The sequence below is a fragment of the Lysinibacillus sp. LZ02 genome, assembly GCF_050613145.1.
Taxonomy (GTDB): Bacteria; Bacillota; Bacilli; order Bacillales_A; family Planococcaceae; genus Lysinibacillus_B.
The window spans coordinates 750297-768980 of sequence record NZ_CP192507.1; the positions used below are offsets into that span (position 1 = coordinate 750297).

Consider the following 18684-nt stretch of genomic DNA (forward strand, 5'->3'; position numbering starts at 1 on the left):
CACCGGGTTATTTTTTATTTCTTTTTTGTTACTTGGCTAATGATGATACCAATTACAGTGGCAATAATCGATGGAATAAGCCAACCGATTGTTTGCCCATGTAATGGTAACATGCTTAGCACATTTTCCAGTGGCTCTAGTGTAATGCCAGCTGTTTTTAATCCGTCGTTGAACCCAACAATAGTTGCAACAATTAACGGTAAAATATAAATGATTCGTGCATGACCGAAGCTACCTGCAAATAATGCAACAATCATTAACACAATCGCAATTGGGTAAATCATCATTAATACAGGGATAGAAATGCTGATTAATTTCGCTAGCCCCACATTTGAAATTGCAAAGCTAAACACAGTAAAGATGATTAAATAAGCTTGGTACGATAGTTTTGGTAAAATACGTGCAAAGAATGATGCGTTCGCTGAAAGTAAGCCAACGGACGTCGTTAAACAAGCTAAAATAATAACTGCTGATAAAACGATGCTACCGAACTCGCCATACAATACTTTTGCTGACGCGGCGATGATTTGACCGCCATCCTTTGAGTAGCCAATTGCATCTGTACTTGTAGCCCCAATATAAGCTAATGAAACGTAAACAAATGATAAGCCTAATGCAGCAACAATCCCTGAAAAAATGGACACTTTTACTTGTTTTTTCACTTCAAATACACCGCGTGCTTGAAGGGCTTGTACAATGACAATCCCAAATACGAGTGCGCCAAGTACGTCCATTGTTAAGTAGCCTTGAATAAAGCTTTCAGAAAAGGCATTTGTTACATAATTGCCTTGTGCTTCACCAAATTCGCCCATTGGTGTGATGAAGGCTTTCGCAGCTAATACGACAATTACGATAAATAAAACAGGTGTTAACACTTTACCGATACGATCTACTAATTTTGTAGGATTAAATGCTAAGTAAAGCGTCAACCCGAAGAAAATCAATGTCGTAATAAACAATGGTATCCAGCTTTCTATTTGCCCATCTGTTAGGAACGGTGTTACCCCGATATTGTAAGATACAGCACCCGTACGCGGAATGGCAAAGAACGGTCCAATGGATAAGTAAACGATGGATGTAAAGATAATCCCGAATACTGGGTGTACACGATTCGATAAAATTTGTAAATCTCCACCGTTTTTTGCGACAGCAATAATGGCGATAAGTGGTAAGCCGACGCCTGTAATCAGGAAGCTAATAATAGAAATTGCGAAATGCTCCCCAGCTTGTTGTCCTAATAATGGTGGAAAAATGATATTACCGGCACCTAAAAATAGTGCAAATAGCATAAATCCGACAGCTAGATTTTCTTTGATAAATCCTTTGTTGCTAGACATATTGTCAAAAACTCCTTTAATTATGGAAAAGCCGAAACTTTCAAAAAATTTATTTGTCACATACAAGAATGGATTCTATCATAAAAAAATGATGCTGCCTACTCCTTTGATGAAATTTCTTTGTTAATTTTGAGAAAATTGCTGGTTTAGAAGGATTTAATATGATAATCTGCTATATTTCTAGTAATTTAGTCTATTGTTTTAGCTAGATTACTTTATGTAAAATGGTAGAAAAGAGTTGGAAGGTGGGGTTTTTTATGAGAAAATGGCAGTTTATTTTAGCTTCTGCAGCAATGGCGACAATAGTAGTGACACCGATTGGTGAAGCAGCGACACATTATAAGGTAGAAAAAGGCGATACACTGTCCAAAATTGCTACAAAACACAATACAACAGTTGCATTATTAAAAGAATTGAATAGTTTGCAAAGTGACCGTATTTATGTAGACCAAAAACTCATTGTCTCCACAAAGCACGGTAGTAACTCAAATGGATCATCATCCACTGGTACAAATGCTGGGGTGACTAATAAGCCAAGCCACGATACGTCTAAAGTTAGTACATATACTGTTGTAAAAGGTGATAATTTAACGAAAATTGCCGCCAAAAATAAGACGACAGTAGCGAACCTAAAAGAATGGAATGGTTTAACGTCAGATAAGATTTCTATTAATCAAAAATTAATTATTCGAAAAGAAGGACAGAGCGTAAATGATTCAGAGGCTTCTGTAGTCCCTGACAATGGACTGCAGCAACCTAGTATAACAAGCGTAGACGAAGAAATTGCAGAGAAATTGGCTTCTGAGATAAAAATCACGAAAAATCCGAATACAGGAAACGTTGAGAAATATAACAAGACTGTTGAGTTAGCCTATTCATTGCTTGGAACACCGTATGTTTATGGCGGGAATTCTGTAAATGGCTTCGATTGTAGTGGATTTATCAATTATATTTATACGAATGCAGAGATAGATATTACACGTAAAAGTAGCTTACATTACTTTATGAATGACACGACAGTAGTAGCTACTCCTATACCAGGAGATATCGTATTTTTCAAAAACACATATATTGCAACTATCTCTCATATGGGCATATATATAGGAGATAATCAATTTATCCATGCAGGCACAGCGGGTGTCGAAGTTTCTAATTTATCATATGACTATTGGGACGAGCGTTACGTAGCATTTAAGCGATTTAATGTAGTGGAATAGTTGACAAGAGGGCGTCTGGGTGACATTTTGAGATGATCACCGATATAAGCAGAAAGAGATGTTTGAAAAAGCGGTCGCTTTTTCGACATCTCTTTTTAGTTTAGATATAGAAGTTTTGTGTTACAAATATTACAGAAATTATAAATATAAAGATAATAATGTAAGTTGATATGTAATGAAATAAGTAGAAATATAAAGAAAACATTGATATAAAAGGTGTTAATAGGTAGTGTAACAATTTACCTAAAAAGGTTTTACGTAACTGACTTGTTACATAACTGTAATGTTATAAAAGGCTTACTCATGATAATCTTATAACAGTTAAATTATTTAGATAATTAGTTGAATCAAAACTAGTATTGGAGGATTACAATGAATAATTCAGTATTATTAAAAAGTACTATAATTACTTTCTTAGCAGTGTTAGCAATTTTCTTCTCACCAATAATCGGGGAAAATAAGGCAGAAGCTTCGACAATTGCTTCCGATGACATTACGACAACAGCAAAAAAATTCATAGGTGTAAAATACCGATATGGTGGTACAACAACAGCTGGTTTTGACTGCTCTGGTTATGTTCGTCATGTATATAGCGAATTAGGTGTATCATTACCACGTACATCAAAATCTATGTACGGTACTGGTACTAAAGTTGAAAAGTCAGATTTAGCAGTTGGAGATTTAGTGTTCTTTAACACTTCGGGTAGTGGTATTTCACACGTGGGAATTTACATTGGTGATAATAAATTTATCCATTCAATGACTGGTACGGGTGTAACAATTACTGATATAAATGACAAATGGTATTGGGGTAGCCGTTACGTAGGTGCTAAACGCGTAGCAAGTGTAGAATAATTCAACTAAATAACTATTCTTAGTAAAAATTCAATCATTGTATTTTAAAAACCTCTTAACTTGTCATGACAAGTTAAGAGGTTTCTTAGTGTGGAAAAATTTTGAACGAGCCAGCCTATACTCTAATCGGGCAAAAGCAGTAGCTATCCGGTCAAAACGATGCTGATCGAGCAAAACATTACGCTAAGCGGGCAAAAGCATAGGCGAAGTGGTCAAAAAGCACTGGTATCCGGTCAAAAGTACCTCTCATCCGAGCAAAACCACAATCTGTCCGGTCAAAACCCAAAAACTTCACCAAAAAATCCGCAATCCTTTTTACGGGGTTGCGGATTTTTATCTATTATTGTGGAACGCGTGCAGTCCAGCGAGAAAGGTCAGCATCTTCGGCTTTCACTAACTCAGCTGGGAAAATAAATGTCCACGGCTTTGTTGAATTTGGTTGTACTGTTAACACAGGGTCCATTTTAAACGATCCTTTTGCTACAAGTTTAGCATTTGCATCCACGATTTCTAAAGGTAATTGTTCAAGATTGATTGCTTTATCATTACCATTTCGGATGAAAATCGATGCATGTAATGATTGATCATCATTTAAGCGAATTTGTAAGCCAGTAAAGTTTACTTCTTTTTTGCCTAACTTCGGTAAATCTTTTACGATTTCTGAAAGTTTTTCTTGCTGCTCTTTCGGTAATTGTTTTTTCCAAGTTTCATCTAGGTCTAATTGGTGACCACGTAATGAAATTAAGTTAAAGGCGATTGTCCAACCTTCTTCAGGTACTTCATCTCCTTCAACAGAAGCTTTGTCGAATTCGAACACCCAAGGACGGGCACTGTTTGGTGGGATTACACCTAATTCTTTAAAATTAAATGTTTTTGCACCAAGGCGATTGCCCTCTTTATCTAATAATAATAATTCAATTTCACCAAGTTCAATTGGTTGCGATAAAGAAGAACGGAAAAATGCTTTGACATTCCAAGCGCTTGTTTTCTTATCTTCTTCGATATTAATTGCTGCAAGAGATAATTGGTTGGGCTTTAATGGTTGTAAATCATTGGCTAAGAAGTTAAATACATATTGTTGCTCTTGTGGTACATGCCAGTCTGGGTGGAATGACAGTTTTGTTTTGACTTCTGATTTTGTGCTAAGGCCAGCTTTTTTGCCTGTTAAGTCTTTGGAATCAATCGCTGAATCTTTCCCGACTTTATCTGATTTTTTAAAGAATGAAAATAAACCCATTATACTTGCTCCTCCTGCGTTTGAGTCGTTAATGATTTCATGAAAATGACAAGTTCTTCTACGATTTGACGGCGTAGCTCTTGATAGTTTTTGCCGAATAGTTCTAAGCCTTCACGCTGATAAATACGCATCGGATCTTCTTGTTGGTATTGGCGTAAGCCGATTCCTTCTTTTAAATGCGCCATTTGTTCAAGGTGTTTTACCCACATGCGATCTATAAATGTTAACATAACTTTAGGAATAACAGTCATTACTCGAGGGTTTTGTTCGAAAGATTCTATAGCTTTTGCAAGTTCTTCAACGGGCTCAGCAATACTCTCTAATAATTTAACTACTTGATTCTCTTCCCGGTTTAAATGAATAGGGGAGAGTAGAAGGGAATTGATGGTATATTCCATTGCATCAAAATCCCAATCAATCGAATCAACTTCCTCGGGTGAATTTTCTCTAATAGCAAAATCAATAGTTTCATAAAGCATCAGTTTTAATTTGCCAAGCAAATCTTCATTTGCTAACACACTATCACGTAATGTGTAGATAACGCGACGCTGATCATTAATAACATCATCTAATTTTAAATTGTATTCACGCATAGAGAAGTGTGCCCCCTCTACAATGCGTTGTGTACGGTCGACTAATTCCTGCACCTCTTTGTTTAAAACGCGACCGATTTCATTTGTTTGCAATTTCTTGTTAAATTTCTCTAAATCGTCTTTTGCGAAGCGTTTTAGCATATCGTCTTCAAGGGAAAGAATAAAAATACTTTCGCCAGGGTCTCCTTGACGACCTGAACGTCCGCGAAGCTGGTTATCAACGCGGCGGCTTTCGTGTTTTTCTGTACCTAGTACACATAGTCCGCCAAGTTCGTGAACTCCTTCGCCAAGCATAATGTCTGTCCCACGACCGGCCATGTTTGTTGCAACGGTAATACGTCCTTTTTGCCCAGCTTCTGAAATGAGCTGCACTTCTTGTTCCACTGTTTTAGCATTTAACAGTTTATGAGATAAGCTATATTTTTTTAAGCAATTCGACACAGCTTCAGATTGTAAAATGGACGTTGTACCAATTAATACCGGTTGTCCATTTTCATGACGGCGTAATGTTTCTTGTGCAACATATTCGTACTTTTGTTCAGTTGTTTCGAATACGATATCTTGTTGGTCTATTCGTGCACGTGGACGGTTTGTCGGAATTTGAATAACGCTCATCCCGTATACTTCACGAATTTCTTTCTCTTGTGTTTTTGCTGTACCTGTCATTCCCGATAATGTAGGGTACATGCGGAAATAGTTTTGAATCGTGATTTGTGCCTGAGCTTTGTTTTCCTCAGTAATTGTCACGCCTTCTTTGGCTTCAATTGCTTGGTGTAAACCGTCAGATAATGAACGACCTTCCATAATACGTCCTGTGAACATATCCACTAATTCGATTTTGTCGTCACGGACGATGTAATCGACGTCACATGTGAACATGACATGTGCTCGTACAGCCTGAATGACGTAATGGTAAAGTGTTTGGTGTTCTAAATCATATAAATTGTCGACACCGAATGCAGCTTCTACTTTTTCGATTCCTTGTTCTGTTAAGGAAGTCGCTTTTGTTTCGTCATCAAACTCGTAATCTTCATCTGCTATGAAGCGTTTTGCTAGCATGGCAGCAATTTGATGAAGCTCAGCATTGGCCATCATCTTACCAGCAATAATTAATGGCGTTTTTGCTTCGTCGATTAGTACGGAGTCTACTTCGTCAATGATGGCGAAGTGATATGGACGCTGTACTTTATCGGCAATTGTATGTGCCATATTATCACGTAAATAGTCGAATCCAAACTCTGTGCCGACACCATATGTAATATCTGCGTTATAGGCGTGCTTTTTCGCATCTGGTTCCATCATTGGTATATTTAAACCAACTGTTAAACCTAAAAATCGGTGAATTTGTCCGATTAATTCGAAGTCACGCTTAGCTAAGTAGTCATTTACCGTAATCACGTGAACGCCTTTGCCTTCCAGGGCACGTACGTATGACGGTAGGGAAGCGACTAATGTTTTCCCTTCACCGGTAGGCATTTCCGCGATATTGCCTTCTGTTAATACGAGGCCACCAATTAATTGCACGTCAAAATGACGCATGTTTAATACACGTTTAGAAGCTTCGCGAACAACTGCAAATGCTTCGGGTACAATTTGCGGAATGGTTTCACCGTTTTCTAAACGTTCTTTAAATACTACAGTCATATGCTGAAGTTCTTCGTCTGTCATCGGGGCAAACTTGCCTTCTAGCTTATTAATCTGATCTACAATTTTATAGTATTTTTTTAGCTCTCGAGCACTTGTTTGCTCTTTGTTACGATTGAAAATTGAGAACATTTTTTTACGCTCCTTTAACTTCACCTACATATTAGTAGGCACTAAATTATTTTATCAAACTTTAAAAAAAATGACTACCAATGGCAGAAAACATTCTAATTAAGAAGAAAATGGTAATTTTTATTCGGTAATATTATGGATTAAAATGGTAAAGAATGTTCTGTGTTAAATTGAGAAATGCTATATTTTATAGAGTAGACATGCTATAATACATTTGATTAAAAGTGTAGATTATTTTTCTTAAGGAGGAGAGACATGCTTTACGTGTCTTTAATCGTGGCGGTACTTGCTGCCATTTTACTAACTCCACTTGTAAAACAGTTAGCTTTTCGCATCGGTGCTGTTGATGCCCCGAACTATCGAAAAGTACATGCACGCATTATGCCACGACTGGGTGGTTTGGCGATATTCGGTGCTTTTTTAATCGGCGTTGCTATATTAAGACCGGATGGCGAAAGTATGCTTCCTATTGTATTAGGTGCAACAGTCATTGTCATTACAGGCGTTTTAGACGACATGTACGAAATTTCGGCAAAAGCAAAAATGTTAGGACAATTAGTGGCCGCATGTATTATCGTATTTTTCGGTGGCATTCAAATTGAGTTCATCAACTTACCATTTGATGATGGTACATTAAGCTTTGGTTTATTCAGTATTCCGTTGACAATTCTTTGGATTGTTGGAATTACGAATGCCGTGAACTTAATTGATGGCCTTGATGGTTTAGCAGCGGGTGTATCAACAATTGCATTGATTACACTAGCAACGATGGCGTTTACTTTGAATGACATGTTCGTATTAGCGATTGCCGCCATTTTAGCAGCGAGCACGTTTGGCTTCCTATTTTATAATTTCCACCCTGCAAAAATTTTCATGGGGGATACGGGAGCCTTGTTTTTAGGGTTTATGATTGCGGTATTGTCGTTACTTGGCTTTAAAAATATAACAATGGTCTCATTCATCGTTCCTGTTATTATGCTTGGTGTGCCGATTTCGGATACATTTTTTGCGATTGTACGTCGTCTACGTATGAAACAGAAATGGTCAGATCCAGACAAATCACACTTACATCATCGCTTGTTAGATTTAGGTTTTTCACATCGCCAAACGGTGTTAATTATTTACGGTATCGCGACGTTATTCGGTTTAGCGGCGATCATCTTCTCGATGTCAACTGTATGGGGCGCTATTTTACTGATTACAGTCATTTTAGTAGCGATTGAGCTATTTGTAGAGGTAATTGGGTTAGCAGGTAAAAATTACCGACCTCTTATTAATTTTGTAAGAATGTTTAATAAGTAACTAAAAGTGGATAATCAGCTACTATCTTCGGGTGGTAGCTTTTTTGTTTGGAAATATGATTGGACAAAATTGGCCTATGCTCGTATGGAGTAGAGTTATGTACGGATAGAGAGTGATTTTGCTCGTATAGGAGAGGTTTATGCCCGCATAACAAATCGTTATGCCCGTTCGAAGAGGTTAATTCTCGTTTAAAGTATTTCCCCCAACTTTTGAGAGGCTGTCATTTACAATAAAAAGCCACCCACCAATGATTGGTGAGTGGTAACGGATTATTGAGTTTCTAAATCGAACGATGCATCTGAATGTGTATGTTCATTTGCCTCGGTATTAGATCCATCAGAAACATGTGTAGTATCTGGCGTTAAGCCTAGATGACTTTGTAAAATATGTTTTGTTTCTTCAAGTGATTCTTGGTCTAGCGCGTAATAGTAAACTCCTGTCGACCAATCATCGTAGCCCGCTAGTGTTAATGAATCAACACGAGGTACACCATCTGTTAAGTAGCTAATGAACGATTTCATTTCTTTAAATGTCATATCTGTTTTCATATTATCGCCTACAGCTTCGATGACATCATCGTATTTTGTAATAGCAGATGCCGAAGATGCTTTAGTGATAATGGCTTTAATAATTTCTTGCTGACGTTTCCCACGTTCAATATCACTATCCAATTTACGTGTGCGGGCAAGGGCTAACGCTTCTTTCCCGCTTAATTGTTGTAAGCCAGGTTGTAAATTAATTGTATTGCGGTCGAATTCATCTTTTTCAAGCATTGCATAAGGTACTTCAGCTTCGATCCCACCTAAAGCATCGACAACATCGATGAATGCATTGAAATTCATGCGTACATAATAATCAACAGGAATGTCGAATAATTCCTCCACCGTTTCAATTGTTGCTAATGTACCGCCGAGCGCATGAGCGTGAGTAATTTTATCTTTATAGCTAACATATGGAATGTATACGTAAGAATCCCGAGGAATACTTAACAATTTAATTGTTTTTGTTTTGTTATTTAACGTAGCGAGCATCAGTGCATCAGAACGAGAGCCGTCTGCGCCTTGCCCACGTGTTTCACTATCATCAATCCCAATAAATAAAACGGAAATATTGTCTTGTACTGGCTCCGCTTTTACTTCACGTTTATCGGATACTTCTCGATTTTCTACGACTTCATATGCTTTATTTACTGCATGTTCCGCTTTTTTCGATAAATACACACCGTAAGTGGTTACGCAAATAAGCGCAGATGCTGCTAAGATTAGTGTTATTTTTAGAATGAGGCCAAATTTTGACGAGCCTTTTGTCCTCTTCTTGTTCGGTTTACTCATAGTAATTCTCCTTATATAGGAATAATGTTCTGGGGAAAATTTTTTCAATAAGATTAATTATACTAGGTTTTATTGAGAGCGTAAATGGGAATTACTTTATGAAATCACGAATTCGACAAAATGTTTTTCGACACAAGTGATCGTAGCTTGCCCATTTGTGAGCTCTGTCAGCCAGTGAATAAATGCCTCTTCTTCATTTTTTAACACAAACACATATAATTCAACACCGTCAGTATATTGGATGTCGCGTAGTGTATAATGAGATCCTCGCACTTCATTTTCTACTTTGCCCAGCCATGTATAGTCGATTGCTACTTTCATGACATGATGCAATTTACGTTCTACCACTTGAGCGGCTTGGATGCCTTCAGTTGTCGATTTGCCATATGCGCGGATTAAACCGCCACCGCCGAGCTTAATGCCTCCAAAATAGCGTGTTACCACAACAACTGTATCTTGCAGTCCCTGTTTCTTTAACACTTCTAGCATTGGGACGCCTGCCGTGCCACTAGGTTCCCCGTCATCATTTGCTTTTTGAATGTGATTATGTTCCCCAATTAGATAGCACGAACAGTTATGGGTAGCGTTTGGATGTTTTTTCTTAATTTTTTCAATAAAAGACAGTGCCTCCTCCTCGGTCTCTGCTCGATCTACATAACAAATAAATCTTGATTTTGAAATAATAATTTCATGTTCTCCGTAGCCTTTTGTTGTTTTATAGTCTTTTCGCATTATGATAACTCCTTTAAATTCCAAAAAATATACTTGATAGTACTTATAAAATTACTTAAAAATTGTTTAGAAAATGGTATAATAGTGTAGAATTATTATGTTTAAGCGCTATTAGATGTGTTTTGACTCCATGATTAGCAATATCTAAGTAGAATGGGGAATTTATTATGTTTTCAAATGATAAACTCGATATTGCTTCACTTGATGTTATATTTAACAGAATGCTTGAAACAATTACAAGCTCTAAAAATGATATTTTTATTATAAGCGAACAAAGCCGAAGAAGCTTTGAAGACATGGAAAAAGAGCTTGAAATTGTTCGGCAAGAAATTGGTCTTATTATTAATGAGGCTGATCATTTAGAAGCAAAATCGCAACTTTCTAAGCAACGTCTCGTCCAAGTAAGTAAGGCCTTTGATAATTATAGCGAAGAACAAGTGCGAACTGCATATGAAATTGCAAATGATATACAAATCAAGTTACTGCTAGCACGTGAAAAAGAAAGACAGCTGCGTAGTAAAAGAGATGATTTAGAACGTCGAATGAAAGCGCTATATGAGACAATCGAACGTGCCGATCATATTGTGAATCAGGTAAATGTCGTCATCAATTATTTGACTTCAGATTTGAAAAATGTCGGGCTTGCTTTAGAACAAGCAAAAATCAAGCAAGACTTTGGTATACGCATCATTGCTGCACAAGAGGAAGAGCGAAAGCGACTATCGCGAGAAATTCATGATGGACCTGCTCAAATGATGGCCAATGTGCTGATGCGTTCGGGGTTAATTGAACGTACATCTCGTGAAAAAGGTATGGATGCCGCTATACAAGAGTTAGCGGAATTAAAAGTGACCGTTCGAAATGCTCTTTCCGAAGTACGGAGAATTATATACGATTTACGACCAATGGCATTAGATGATTTAGGCATTGTGCCAACATTAAAAAAGTATTTATCAACTGTAATGGAATATAATTCAGGTGTAATGATTCATTTCCAATCGATTGGAAAAGAGCAACGTATTTCGTCAAATCATGAGGTAGCGATATTTCGACTTGTTCAAGAGTGTGTTACCAATGCCTTAAAACATGGGCAACCAAAAGAAATAAGTGTAAAATTAGAGTGGTTATATAACGATATAAACATTGTTGTAAAAGACGATGGAAAGGGATTTGACGAAGAAAACGTGAAAGAGCAGTCATTCGGGATTATCGGGATGAAAGAACGCATCGATTTACTAGAGGGACAGATGCAGATTCATAGTGTAGTAGGTAAAGGAACGATTGTAATTTTTAAAATTCCATTTCCTGATGTAGAAGAATAACAGTATAGAAAAAAAGATTGATTTTAGGGGGTAACAGAAATGACGAAAATTATTATTGTAGATGACCATCAATTATTCCGTGAAGGGGTAAAGCGTATTTTAGATTTTGAAGATACATTTGAAGTAGTGGCAGAGGGCGATGACGGTACAGATGTCATCAATTTGTATAGCCTGCATAACCCAGATGTTGTACTGATGGATATTAACATGCCGAAGAAAAATGGTGTGGAGGCAGCAGCCGAATTAATTGCAGAATTTCCAGAAGCAAAAATCATTATGTTGTCCATTCATGACGATGAGTCATACGTAACACATGCATTAAAATCAGGTGCGCTTGGTTATATGTTAAAAGAGATGGATGCAGATGAAATCGTCGAGGCGATTAAAGTAGTTGCAAACGGTGGCTCTTACTTACATCCAAAAGTAACGAAAAACTTAGTAGCGGAATTCCGTCGTCTATCAGAGCACGAAAACAAAGGCAACTTCCACCAAACAGAAATTCGCCGTCCGTTCCATTTATTAACGAAGCGTGAATGCGAAGTACTACAGCTACTTACAGATGGCCAATCAAACCGTTCGATCGGTGAAACGTTGTATATCTCTGAAAAAACAGTGAAAAATCACGTTTCAAGCATTTTACAAAAAATGAATGTAAACGACCGTACACAAGCGGTTGTAACAGCTATTAAAAATGGCTGGGTAGAAGTACGATAATGAGTTGAGTTGAAAACCTGCTAATCTATAAGGATTGGCGGGTTTTTTGTATGAAGGAGGTACCGCTGTTGTACCACCGTGGTACCGGGTACGTACCATCGAAGTGCCATCTTTGTCCCCGGTACGTACCATCTTACACAAAATCAAAAATCAAAATTGGATCAAAAAAATGGACCAAATTTAAAATTTCGGCATTTGCGAAAAAATCACTTTATATGTACAATCGCGGAAAATTATAAAGGAGAATGAGTATGCCAAGGAAACAAAGGGTGTGGAGTCCAGAACATTATGATCATGTTGTAATTCGTGGGAACAACAGGCAAAATATTTTTGGAAGAGCGGAGGATGTATTTCACTGGTTTCAAATTTTAGATGATGTTTACAGAGAACATTCTTTTACTATCGCTGCTTATTGTATTATGACAAATCATGTCCATCTATTAATTCGTTCACCAGAAGAACCCCTTAGTAAAGTAATGATGAAGGTGAATAAAAGATATTCGAATTATTTTAAAAGGAAATATGGATATAGTGGACATTTATATGAAAAACGTTATTTCGCTAAAATGGCGAAAGGAACAAGAGCTTTACTAGATATTAGTGCTTATATTCATCGTAATCCTATCCGCACAAATCCCCCAATAGTAAGCACGATGGAAGAGTATCCATACAGTAGTTATCATTTAATTAAAGAAGGGATAAAACCCGCTTTTGAATTTATCGATTATAAACCGTTGATTGAAGCGGTATTGGGGCAAGCGAGTGATGAGTATTGCTCCTATTGTGAAAAAGGGTTTGATAGGATGGGAGGTATATAACGGGTACCACCATTGTACCGGGTACGTACCATCGAAGTGCCACCGTAGTACCTGGTACGTACCACCTTTCTCGCAACATTCAATACTTTATTTCGTCATTACATATGAGAATTGTGCTACAATATTGCGCGGGAGGGTTTAAATAATGAAAAAATGGTTATTAGCAGTAGTGACAGCGGTCGTCCTAGCTGCTTGTGGTGATACGGATACAGCGGAACAATCATCGAAAACAACAGAACAAATCATTGAAGAAGGTACGATTGGTTTTGAAGTGTTAGGTGATTCTATTGAGGAAGCGACAAATGTCCCAGAGGCAGAAAAAGCGGCGATTATAGCGGCATTTAATGAATACATTGATGCTTTTAACTCTGGTGATGCAGAACGCTACGGTAAGACAACAGCAGTCAATGCAGTAGGTTTTGACTATGAGCAAGATGTAGCAGCGTATAAAGAATACTTTGAGCAATACGACTACATTATTAAAACAGCAGAAGATGTGACAATTACAAAATATAGTGAAGATGAAGTGCAATTATATGCGAATGTTACGACAAAATTATTAGAGGCTGGATCAGATGAGGAACTGTCAGATCATGGTCGACAAGTGACGGTTTTTGTAAAAGAAGACGGAGCTTGGAAGGTTACAAGCATTCATTATATTGGCAATATGAACTAAACGAGAGCGTTCTGTGGACAAGTGCACGGAACGCTTTTCTTTAGGAGATAAGAGGCGTAATAAATAGTTGTTGTCGAGATTTGTCTATCTTGCACTTAGGCATTCACATTCTATAAGAGATGCGTTAAACTAGGGGGTATAGGAGAGTGGGGAATTTGATTAAAACTGCAGTCGTAACAGATAGTACGGCGTATTTAACGCAAGAAGAACGCGCACACTATAACATTCATATAGTTCCGTTGAGTGTCAATTTAGAAGACGGTACATATGAAGAAGAAATAACGATTACAGCGCCGGAATTTTATGAAAAGGTGCGCCATGCAAAACAGTTCCCAAAAACGACACAGCCACCGATTGGTAAGTTTGTTGAGCTTTTTGAAAAGCTAGCAAAAGACTATGATGAAGTGGTCACAATTCATTTATCAAGTGGGATTAGTGGAACGTATCAAGGCGCAGTGCAAGCCGGCGATATGGTAGATGATATAGAGGTTTACGCCTTTGATAGCGAAATCGCGTGTGCCCCTCAAGGTATGTTCGTGATTGAAGCAGCGAAAATGGCGCAACAAGGTGCATCAGCGAAAGAAATTATGGCGAAGCTAGAAGCGTTAAAAGTGACGATGAACGCTTACTTTATCGTGGATGATTTAGCACATTTACAACGTGGTGGCCGATTATCAGCTGCTGCTGCTTTAATTGGCGGATTACTACAAGTAAAGCCTGTTTTGCATTTTGTTGATAAAAAAATCGTACCTTTCGAAAAAATTCGCACACGCAAAAAAGCATTGCGTCGTGTAGAAGAACTGTTGAAGGGGGCTACAGAGCAGTATGATCAATTACAAGCTGTCATTATCCATGGGAATTGTGAAGCAGAAGGACGAGCTTGGATGGAACAACTGCAAAAAGATTTCCCAACAGTTGATTTTAAATTCAGTTATTTCGGTCCGGTCATTGCCACGCATTTAGGAGAAGGTGCGCTTGCGATGGGCTGGATGAAAAAAGAAGACTAACAAAAGCGGTTTCTACAGTTTAGTAGAAATTGCTTTTTTTTTAGATAAGAAAGTATAAAAATTTTCAAATTGAAAGAGTGTTTAGCTCCAGCGCCTAACCCCTCGTGACGTTTCGAAATGAGCCTATCTCCAACGCATGTCGGGGCTAGAGTGGGCGCTTGCGCTTTTCTGATTGGAGGGAGAAGGGATGAAGTTAAAACGTTCAAAGCATTTCAAGCAATATAAAGGATTTATAATCGAACCGAGTGTTCAAAATTTTTTATGTGGGCGGGTATGGACAAGAGACGCCACGCTGTTTTCACGTGAAAAAATAGATAGCTATATACAGCACGGTCTCATTGAAGTAAAGGCTGCTATCCGTGAAGGTCCGATTTGCAACAGATGCCTCAGTCAAGATAAAAAACAATTTATTACGTTCCAATGTGCGCGATGCAATAAGCGATGCGTTTATTGTAGGCATTGTATTATGATGGGGAGAATGAGTAGCTGCACACAACTCATGACTTGGATAGGACCACAGCCGCGAAGACACAAAAATCATCTACTTGATTGGAAGAGTCAATTTACACCGCTACAACGAAAAGCGTCCGAGGAGCTGACAGAAAGTATAAAACAAGGGAGCAATCATGTATTGCATGCGGTATGCGGGGCTGGAAAAACGGAGATTTTGTTTACTGCCATATATGATGCATTAAATGAAGGAAAGCGCGTGTGTGTAGCGACACCGAGGACGGATGTAGTGTTGGAACTATATCCGCGTTTTCAGCAAGTATTCCCACACACGACCATTCATGCGCTTTACGGTGATGCCCCGAAACGCTTTAGTTATGCCGAGCTCATCGTCACAACAACGCACCAACTTTACCGATTTGAGCAGGCGTTTGATGTCATGATTGTCGATGAAGCGGATGCGTTTCCGTATACATTCGATGAATCCCTCAAACAAGCGGTAATCAAAGCAAAAAAACAACAGGCACCGATTGCGTTTGTCACAGCTACACCATCGTATCCATTATTACAACAAAAAAAGCACGGCGGTTATTCCTTTATTCCGAGTCGCTATCACGGTTATCCGCTACCCGTACCGCGTTACGATAGTTTGTGGGGGTATGACAAGTCCATTCACAAAAAACATCTACCAAAGAAATTAAAAAAATGGGCAGAAGCTCGCCTTGCCAATAATGAGCCGTTTCTATTATTTTTCCCAACAATCGATTTAATGGAGCAAGCCATTCCATTATTTCAAGCACTCCATCCACAGATTGAGGCGGTACATGCCGAAGACCCAGACCGGAAAGAAAAAGTACTGAACTTACGAAATGAACAGCTAAAAGGACTTCTGACAACAACGATTTTAGAGCGTGGCATTACGATCAAAAATGTGCAAGTCGCAGTAATCGGAGCGGAAAGTAAAGTCTTCACATCAAGTGCACTCATTCAAATTAGTGGTCGGGTTGGACGAAATGCGCAGTATCCAACAGGAGATGTGGTCTTTTTTCACCATGGCATTACAGTAGAAATGGATGCGGCAAAAGAAGAAATCAGGCGGTTAAATAAGGAGGGGTTTCCGCATGCATAAAGAGAACCTACATTGTTTACTATGCGGGACGTTATTGACGGAACAAATTTCGTGGTTGACGCTTATTCAAACATTTCCAACAACAATTTGTGCAAAATGTGAGGGGGAATTTGAACTATATACAAATACTGAACCTGATCATCGTGCGCTATATACCTATAATGAAGCGATGAAGGACTACTTGCATCGTTATAAATTTATGCACGATGTCGTACTAGCAAAAGTGTTTCAAAAACAGCTACACAATATACTACGAAATGAAAAACGAATGATTGTCCCCATTCCGATGCATCCTGAAAAGCTAGTAGAACGTACCTTTTCGCCTATTGATGAACTGCTTATTGCTGCCAAACTACCGTATGAACATTTACTAGAAAAAACGACAACGACGAGTCAAAGTACGAAATCGAGAGAGGAACGCCTGAATACACCACAACTTTTTCGTATAAAAGGGCACGTAAAACATACAGATTACGTGATTTTTGACGATATTTATACAACAGGTACTACGATAAACCATGCGAAAAAAGTGTTACTAGAAGCGGGTGCAAAATCTGTGACATCTGTGACGCTTATTCGCGGTTAAGAGAAAGAAATGGAGATTTTGAAAAGGATTTACTGCTATAATTGTTTGTAGTGTATACTATATTCATAGAATGAACGGAAAAATTGGAGGGATTGGCATGGCGGAATTACGTAATTGCCCAATGTGTGGAGGATTTTTCAATTACACAGGTTTACGCGAGGTTTGTCATAATTGCTCGCAAAAGGAAGAAGACCTGTATCAAATCGTTTACCGCTTTTTAAGAAAACGTGAAAATCGTGCAGCGACAATTGAACGTATCGAAGAAGCAACAGGGGTAGACAGCGACCTTTTATATAAATGGGTGAAAAAGGGACGTTTACATAGAGCGATGTTCCCAAATTTAGGATATCCATGTGATAACTGTGGACGCTTAACGAATAAAGGGAAGCTTTGTGATGCATGTACGGAAGCTTTACAATCAGATTTACGTACATTTGAGGCAGCAAAAGAATTCCGTGAAAGTATCCTACAACAAGACCGTGCAACCTATCATGCAGACAATAAGAAAAAGTAAGAAACAGCCAGCTTCCTGTAAAAAAGGGGCTGGTTTTTATTTATATCCGGCTATGAATAGGGGAGTTTTTACAATTAAGTGAAGGGAGACAATGTAGGTTTTAAGGACTATTAATTTCGTATGCTATACTAATATTTAATGCGTATTAAGTGTTTTACTGACATTAGTACTAGTTGCTTTAAAGGTTTTTTATTTAATACGTTAACTTTTACCGGAAGTGACCGAAATAGAAAATAGACAAGAAAATGGTGGGAGGAGGAATGGATAATGAAAATCAATGGGATTGGCTTAAATCATATTAATCCATATAACAAAGCAAACCGTCCTGTACAGACAAATAAAGCAGGACAATCATTTGCCGATAAGTTAGAAATTTCATCCGCAGCAAAAGGAATGAAAGTAACAACAGAATATACAGAAGCTCGTGCAGAACGTGTACAACAGTTAAAGGCTGAAATTGAGTCTGGCGAGTACAAGGTGGATGCCCGTAAAGTAGCGGAAGATATGCTGAAATATTATCGTTTTTAAAAGGAGATATGCTACGTGTCAGTAGAAAACCTTATTTCAACGCTTGAGAAGCTTGAAAGAATGCATAAAAGCTTACTTGAATTAGCGAATAAAAAAACAGATTTAATCAAGGCAAACGACATGGAGCAACTGGATGACATGTTAAAAACGGAACAGGCTCATGTAGCAGCGATTGAAACACTGGAGCAACAGCGTCAGAAGATGGTAACGGATTACCTACAAGCAAAGGGAATTGCTTTCACTGGCACACCGACTGTCGCACAAGTGATTGATGCAGCTGATGGGGCTGAAAAACAAGCATTACAAGAAGTACGTGAACGACTAGTGGAGCTTGTGACAACGTTAAAACAGCAAAATGATTTAAATCAAAAGCTTGTGTTCCAATCGCTGCAATTTGTCAATTTCACATTAGATATGTTACAACCACAACGTAATCAAACGAATACATTTAATTATTCGGGTGCAGAAGTGCGCGGCGAAGCAAATATTGCGAAAAAGTCATACTACAATTCACAAGCATAGGACGTATGCTTAATCGCATACGTCTTTTAAATGAAAAC

18 protein-coding genes are annotated in these 18684 nt (G+C 38.1%); 13 read left to right on the forward strand and 5 right to left on the reverse strand.

Features of this window, described 5'->3' with window-relative positions; translation table 11 throughout:
- Nucleotides 1–14: 14 nt before the first annotated feature.
- Nucleotides 15–1337, reverse strand: a complete 1323-nt coding sequence (brnQ, locus tag ACQQ2I_RS03335; protein WP_431029157.1) for a branched-chain amino acid transport system II carrier protein — start codon at nucleotides 1335–1337, stop codon at nucleotides 15–17.
- Between the two features lie 257 nt (nucleotides 1338–1594).
- Here brnQ and ACQQ2I_RS03340 point away from each other — a divergent pair, with 257 nt between their 5' ends.
- A complete protein-coding gene (locus tag ACQQ2I_RS03340) occupies nucleotides 1595–2554 on the forward strand; it encodes a LysM peptidoglycan-binding domain-containing protein (protein WP_431029158.1) in 960 nt (319 codons plus the stop codon).
- A 372-nt stretch (nucleotides 2555–2926) separates the two neighbouring features.
- Nucleotides 2927–3409 (forward strand): C40 family peptidase, encoded by a 483-nt coding sequence (locus ACQQ2I_RS03345; RefSeq protein ID WP_431029159.1) that lies wholly within the window; start codon nucleotides 2927–2929, stop codon nucleotides 3407–3409.
- 340 nt (nucleotides 3410–3749) lie between these two features.
- On the opposite strand, the gene ACQQ2I_RS03350 is transcribed toward ACQQ2I_RS03345, so the two are convergent.
- Nucleotides 3750–4646 carry an accessory Sec system S-layer assembly protein gene (locus ACQQ2I_RS03350; protein ID WP_431029160.1) on the reverse strand — a complete coding sequence of 299 codons (897 nt, stop codon included), beginning with the start codon at nucleotides 4644–4646 and terminating at the stop codon, nucleotides 3750–3752.
- Nucleotides 4646–7015: an accessory Sec system translocase SecA2 gene (gene secA2 / locus ACQQ2I_RS03355; RefSeq protein WP_431029161.1), complete on the reverse strand. Its 2370-nt coding sequence runs from the start codon at nucleotides 7013–7015 to the stop codon at nucleotides 4646–4648. The genes ACQQ2I_RS03350 and secA2 overlap by 1 nt, the downstream gene beginning before the upstream one ends.
- Nucleotides 7016–7270: 255 nt before the next feature.
- Here secA2 and ACQQ2I_RS03360 point away from each other — a divergent pair, with 255 nt between their 5' ends.
- The gene (locus tag ACQQ2I_RS03360; protein ID WP_431029162.1) at nucleotides 7271–8317 is read left to right on the forward strand and encodes a glycosyltransferase family 4 protein; all 1047 of its coding nucleotides are present in this window, start codon (nucleotides 7271–7273) and stop codon (nucleotides 8315–8317) included.
- A 269-nt stretch (nucleotides 8318–8586) separates the two neighbouring features.
- Here ACQQ2I_RS03360 and ACQQ2I_RS03365 read toward each other — a convergent pair whose 3' ends face one another.
- Both ACQQ2I_RS03365 and ACQQ2I_RS03370 read right to left on the reverse strand, forming a co-directional pair.
- Nucleotides 8587–9648: an LCP family protein gene (locus ACQQ2I_RS03365; RefSeq protein ID WP_431029163.1), complete on the reverse strand. Its 1062-nt coding sequence runs from the start codon at nucleotides 9646–9648 to the stop codon at nucleotides 8587–8589.
- A gap of 96 nt (nucleotides 9649–9744) precedes the next feature.
- Nucleotides 9745–10380, reverse strand: coding sequence for a YigZ family protein (locus tag ACQQ2I_RS03370; protein WP_431029165.1), 636 nt, complete (start codon nucleotides 10378–10380; stop codon nucleotides 9745–9747).
- A 167-nt stretch (nucleotides 10381–10547) separates the two neighbouring features.
- On the opposite strand from ACQQ2I_RS03370, the gene ACQQ2I_RS03375 reads away from it, so the two are divergent.
- From ACQQ2I_RS03375 to ACQQ2I_RS03420, 10 genes are all read left to right on the forward strand, one after another.
- Nucleotides 10548–11702 carry a sensor histidine kinase gene (locus ACQQ2I_RS03375; RefSeq protein WP_431029166.1) on the forward strand — a complete coding sequence of 385 codons (1155 nt, stop codon included), beginning with the start codon at nucleotides 10548–10550 and terminating at the stop codon, nucleotides 11700–11702.
- A 39-nt stretch (nucleotides 11703–11741) separates the two neighbouring features.
- Complete coding sequence (locus ACQQ2I_RS03380) at nucleotides 11742–12416, forward strand: response regulator (RefSeq protein WP_391367381.1); 675 nt, start codon at nucleotides 11742–11744, stop codon at nucleotides 12414–12416.
- A 251-nt stretch (nucleotides 12417–12667) separates the two neighbouring features.
- Complete coding sequence (locus ACQQ2I_RS03385) at nucleotides 12668–13234, forward strand: transposase (protein ID WP_431029167.1); 567 nt, start codon at nucleotides 12668–12670, stop codon at nucleotides 13232–13234.
- A gap of 145 nt (nucleotides 13235–13379) precedes the next feature.
- Nucleotides 13380–13910 (forward strand): nuclear transport factor 2 family protein, encoded by a 531-nt coding sequence (locus tag ACQQ2I_RS03390; protein ID WP_431029168.1) that lies wholly within the window; start codon nucleotides 13380–13382, stop codon nucleotides 13908–13910.
- Nucleotides 13911–14068: 158 nt separating this feature from the next.
- The gene (locus tag ACQQ2I_RS03395) at nucleotides 14069–14917 is read left to right on the forward strand and encodes a DegV family protein (RefSeq protein WP_431030439.1); all 849 of its coding nucleotides are present in this window, start codon (nucleotides 14069–14071) and stop codon (nucleotides 14915–14917) included.
- A gap of 187 nt (nucleotides 14918–15104) precedes the next feature.
- Entirely contained in the window at nucleotides 15105–16496 is a 1392-nt protein-coding gene (locus ACQQ2I_RS03400) for a DEAD/DEAH box helicase (RefSeq protein WP_431029169.1), read from the forward strand.
- Nucleotides 16489–17082, forward strand: coding sequence for a ComF family protein (locus ACQQ2I_RS03405; protein WP_431029170.1), 594 nt, complete (start codon nucleotides 16489–16491; stop codon nucleotides 17080–17082). Before ACQQ2I_RS03400 ends, ACQQ2I_RS03405 begins: the two co-directional genes overlap by 8 nt.
- A 97-nt stretch (nucleotides 17083–17179) precedes the next feature.
- Nucleotides 17180–17596 carry a TIGR03826 family flagellar region protein gene (locus ACQQ2I_RS03410; protein ID WP_431029171.1) on the forward strand — a complete coding sequence of 139 codons (417 nt, stop codon included), beginning with the start codon at nucleotides 17180–17182 and terminating at the stop codon, nucleotides 17594–17596.
- Between the two features lie 267 nt (nucleotides 17597–17863).
- Nucleotides 17864–18124 (forward strand): flagellar biosynthesis anti-sigma factor FlgM, encoded by a 261-nt coding sequence (gene flgM, locus ACQQ2I_RS03415; protein WP_431029172.1) that lies wholly within the window; start codon nucleotides 17864–17866, stop codon nucleotides 18122–18124.
- A 15-nt stretch (nucleotides 18125–18139) separates the two neighbouring features.
- On the forward strand, nucleotides 18140–18646 hold the full coding sequence (locus ACQQ2I_RS03420; RefSeq protein ID WP_431029173.1) for a flagellar protein FlgN: 507 nt from the start codon (nucleotides 18140–18142) through the stop codon (nucleotides 18644–18646).
- Nucleotides 18647–18684 lie beyond the last annotated feature (38 nt).

Excerpts from the sequence above, each read along its gene's own strand:
- ACQQ2I_RS03385 (WP_431029167.1), top strand. The coding sequence starts at position 12,668 with ATGCCAAGGAAACAAAGGGTGTGGAGTCCAGAACATTATGATCATGTT.
- secA2 (WP_431029161.1), bottom strand. The coding sequence starts at position 7,015 with ATGTTCTCAATTTTCAATCGTAACAAAGAGCAAACAAGTGCTCGAGAG.
- ACQQ2I_RS03350 (WP_431029160.1), bottom strand. The coding sequence starts at position 4,646 with ATGGGTTTATTTTCATTCTTTAAAAAATCAGATAAAGTCGGGAAAGAT.
- brnQ (WP_431029157.1), bottom strand. The coding sequence starts at position 1,337 with ATGTCTAGCAACAAAGGATTTATCAAAGAAAATCTAGCTGTCGGATTT.
- ACQQ2I_RS03375 (WP_431029166.1), top strand. The coding sequence starts at position 10,548 with ATGTTTTCAAATGATAAACTCGATATTGCTTCACTTGATGTTATATTT.
- flgM (WP_431029172.1), top strand. The coding sequence starts at position 17,864 with ATGAAAATCAATGGGATTGGCTTAAATCATATTAATCCATATAACAAA.
- ACQQ2I_RS03380 (WP_391367381.1), top strand. The coding sequence starts at position 11,742 with ATGACGAAAATTATTATTGTAGATGACCATCAATTATTCCGTGAAGGG.
- ACQQ2I_RS03400 (WP_431029169.1), top strand. The coding sequence starts at position 15,105 with ATGAAGTTAAAACGTTCAAAGCATTTCAAGCAATATAAAGGATTTATA.
- ACQQ2I_RS03345 (WP_431029159.1), top strand. The coding sequence starts at position 2,927 with ATGAATAATTCAGTATTATTAAAAAGTACTATAATTACTTTCTTAGCA.
- ACQQ2I_RS03405 (WP_431029170.1), top strand. The coding sequence starts at position 16,489 with ATGCATAAAGAGAACCTACATTGTTTACTATGCGGGACGTTATTGACG.
- ACQQ2I_RS03410 (WP_431029171.1), top strand. The coding sequence starts at position 17,180 with ATGGCGGAATTACGTAATTGCCCAATGTGTGGAGGATTTTTCAATTAC.
- ACQQ2I_RS03340 (WP_431029158.1), top strand. The coding sequence starts at position 1,595 with ATGAGAAAATGGCAGTTTATTTTAGCTTCTGCAGCAATGGCGACAATA.
- ACQQ2I_RS03370 (WP_431029165.1), bottom strand. The coding sequence starts at position 10,380 with ATGCGAAAAGACTATAAAACAACAAAAGGCTACGGAGAACATGAAATT.
- ACQQ2I_RS03365 (WP_431029163.1), bottom strand. The coding sequence starts at position 9,648 with ATGAGTAAACCGAACAAGAAGAGGACAAAAGGCTCGTCAAAATTTGGC.
- ACQQ2I_RS03360 (WP_431029162.1), top strand. The coding sequence starts at position 7,271 with ATGCTTTACGTGTCTTTAATCGTGGCGGTACTTGCTGCCATTTTACTA.
- ACQQ2I_RS03390 (WP_431029168.1), top strand. The coding sequence starts at position 13,380 with ATGAAAAAATGGTTATTAGCAGTAGTGACAGCGGTCGTCCTAGCTGCT.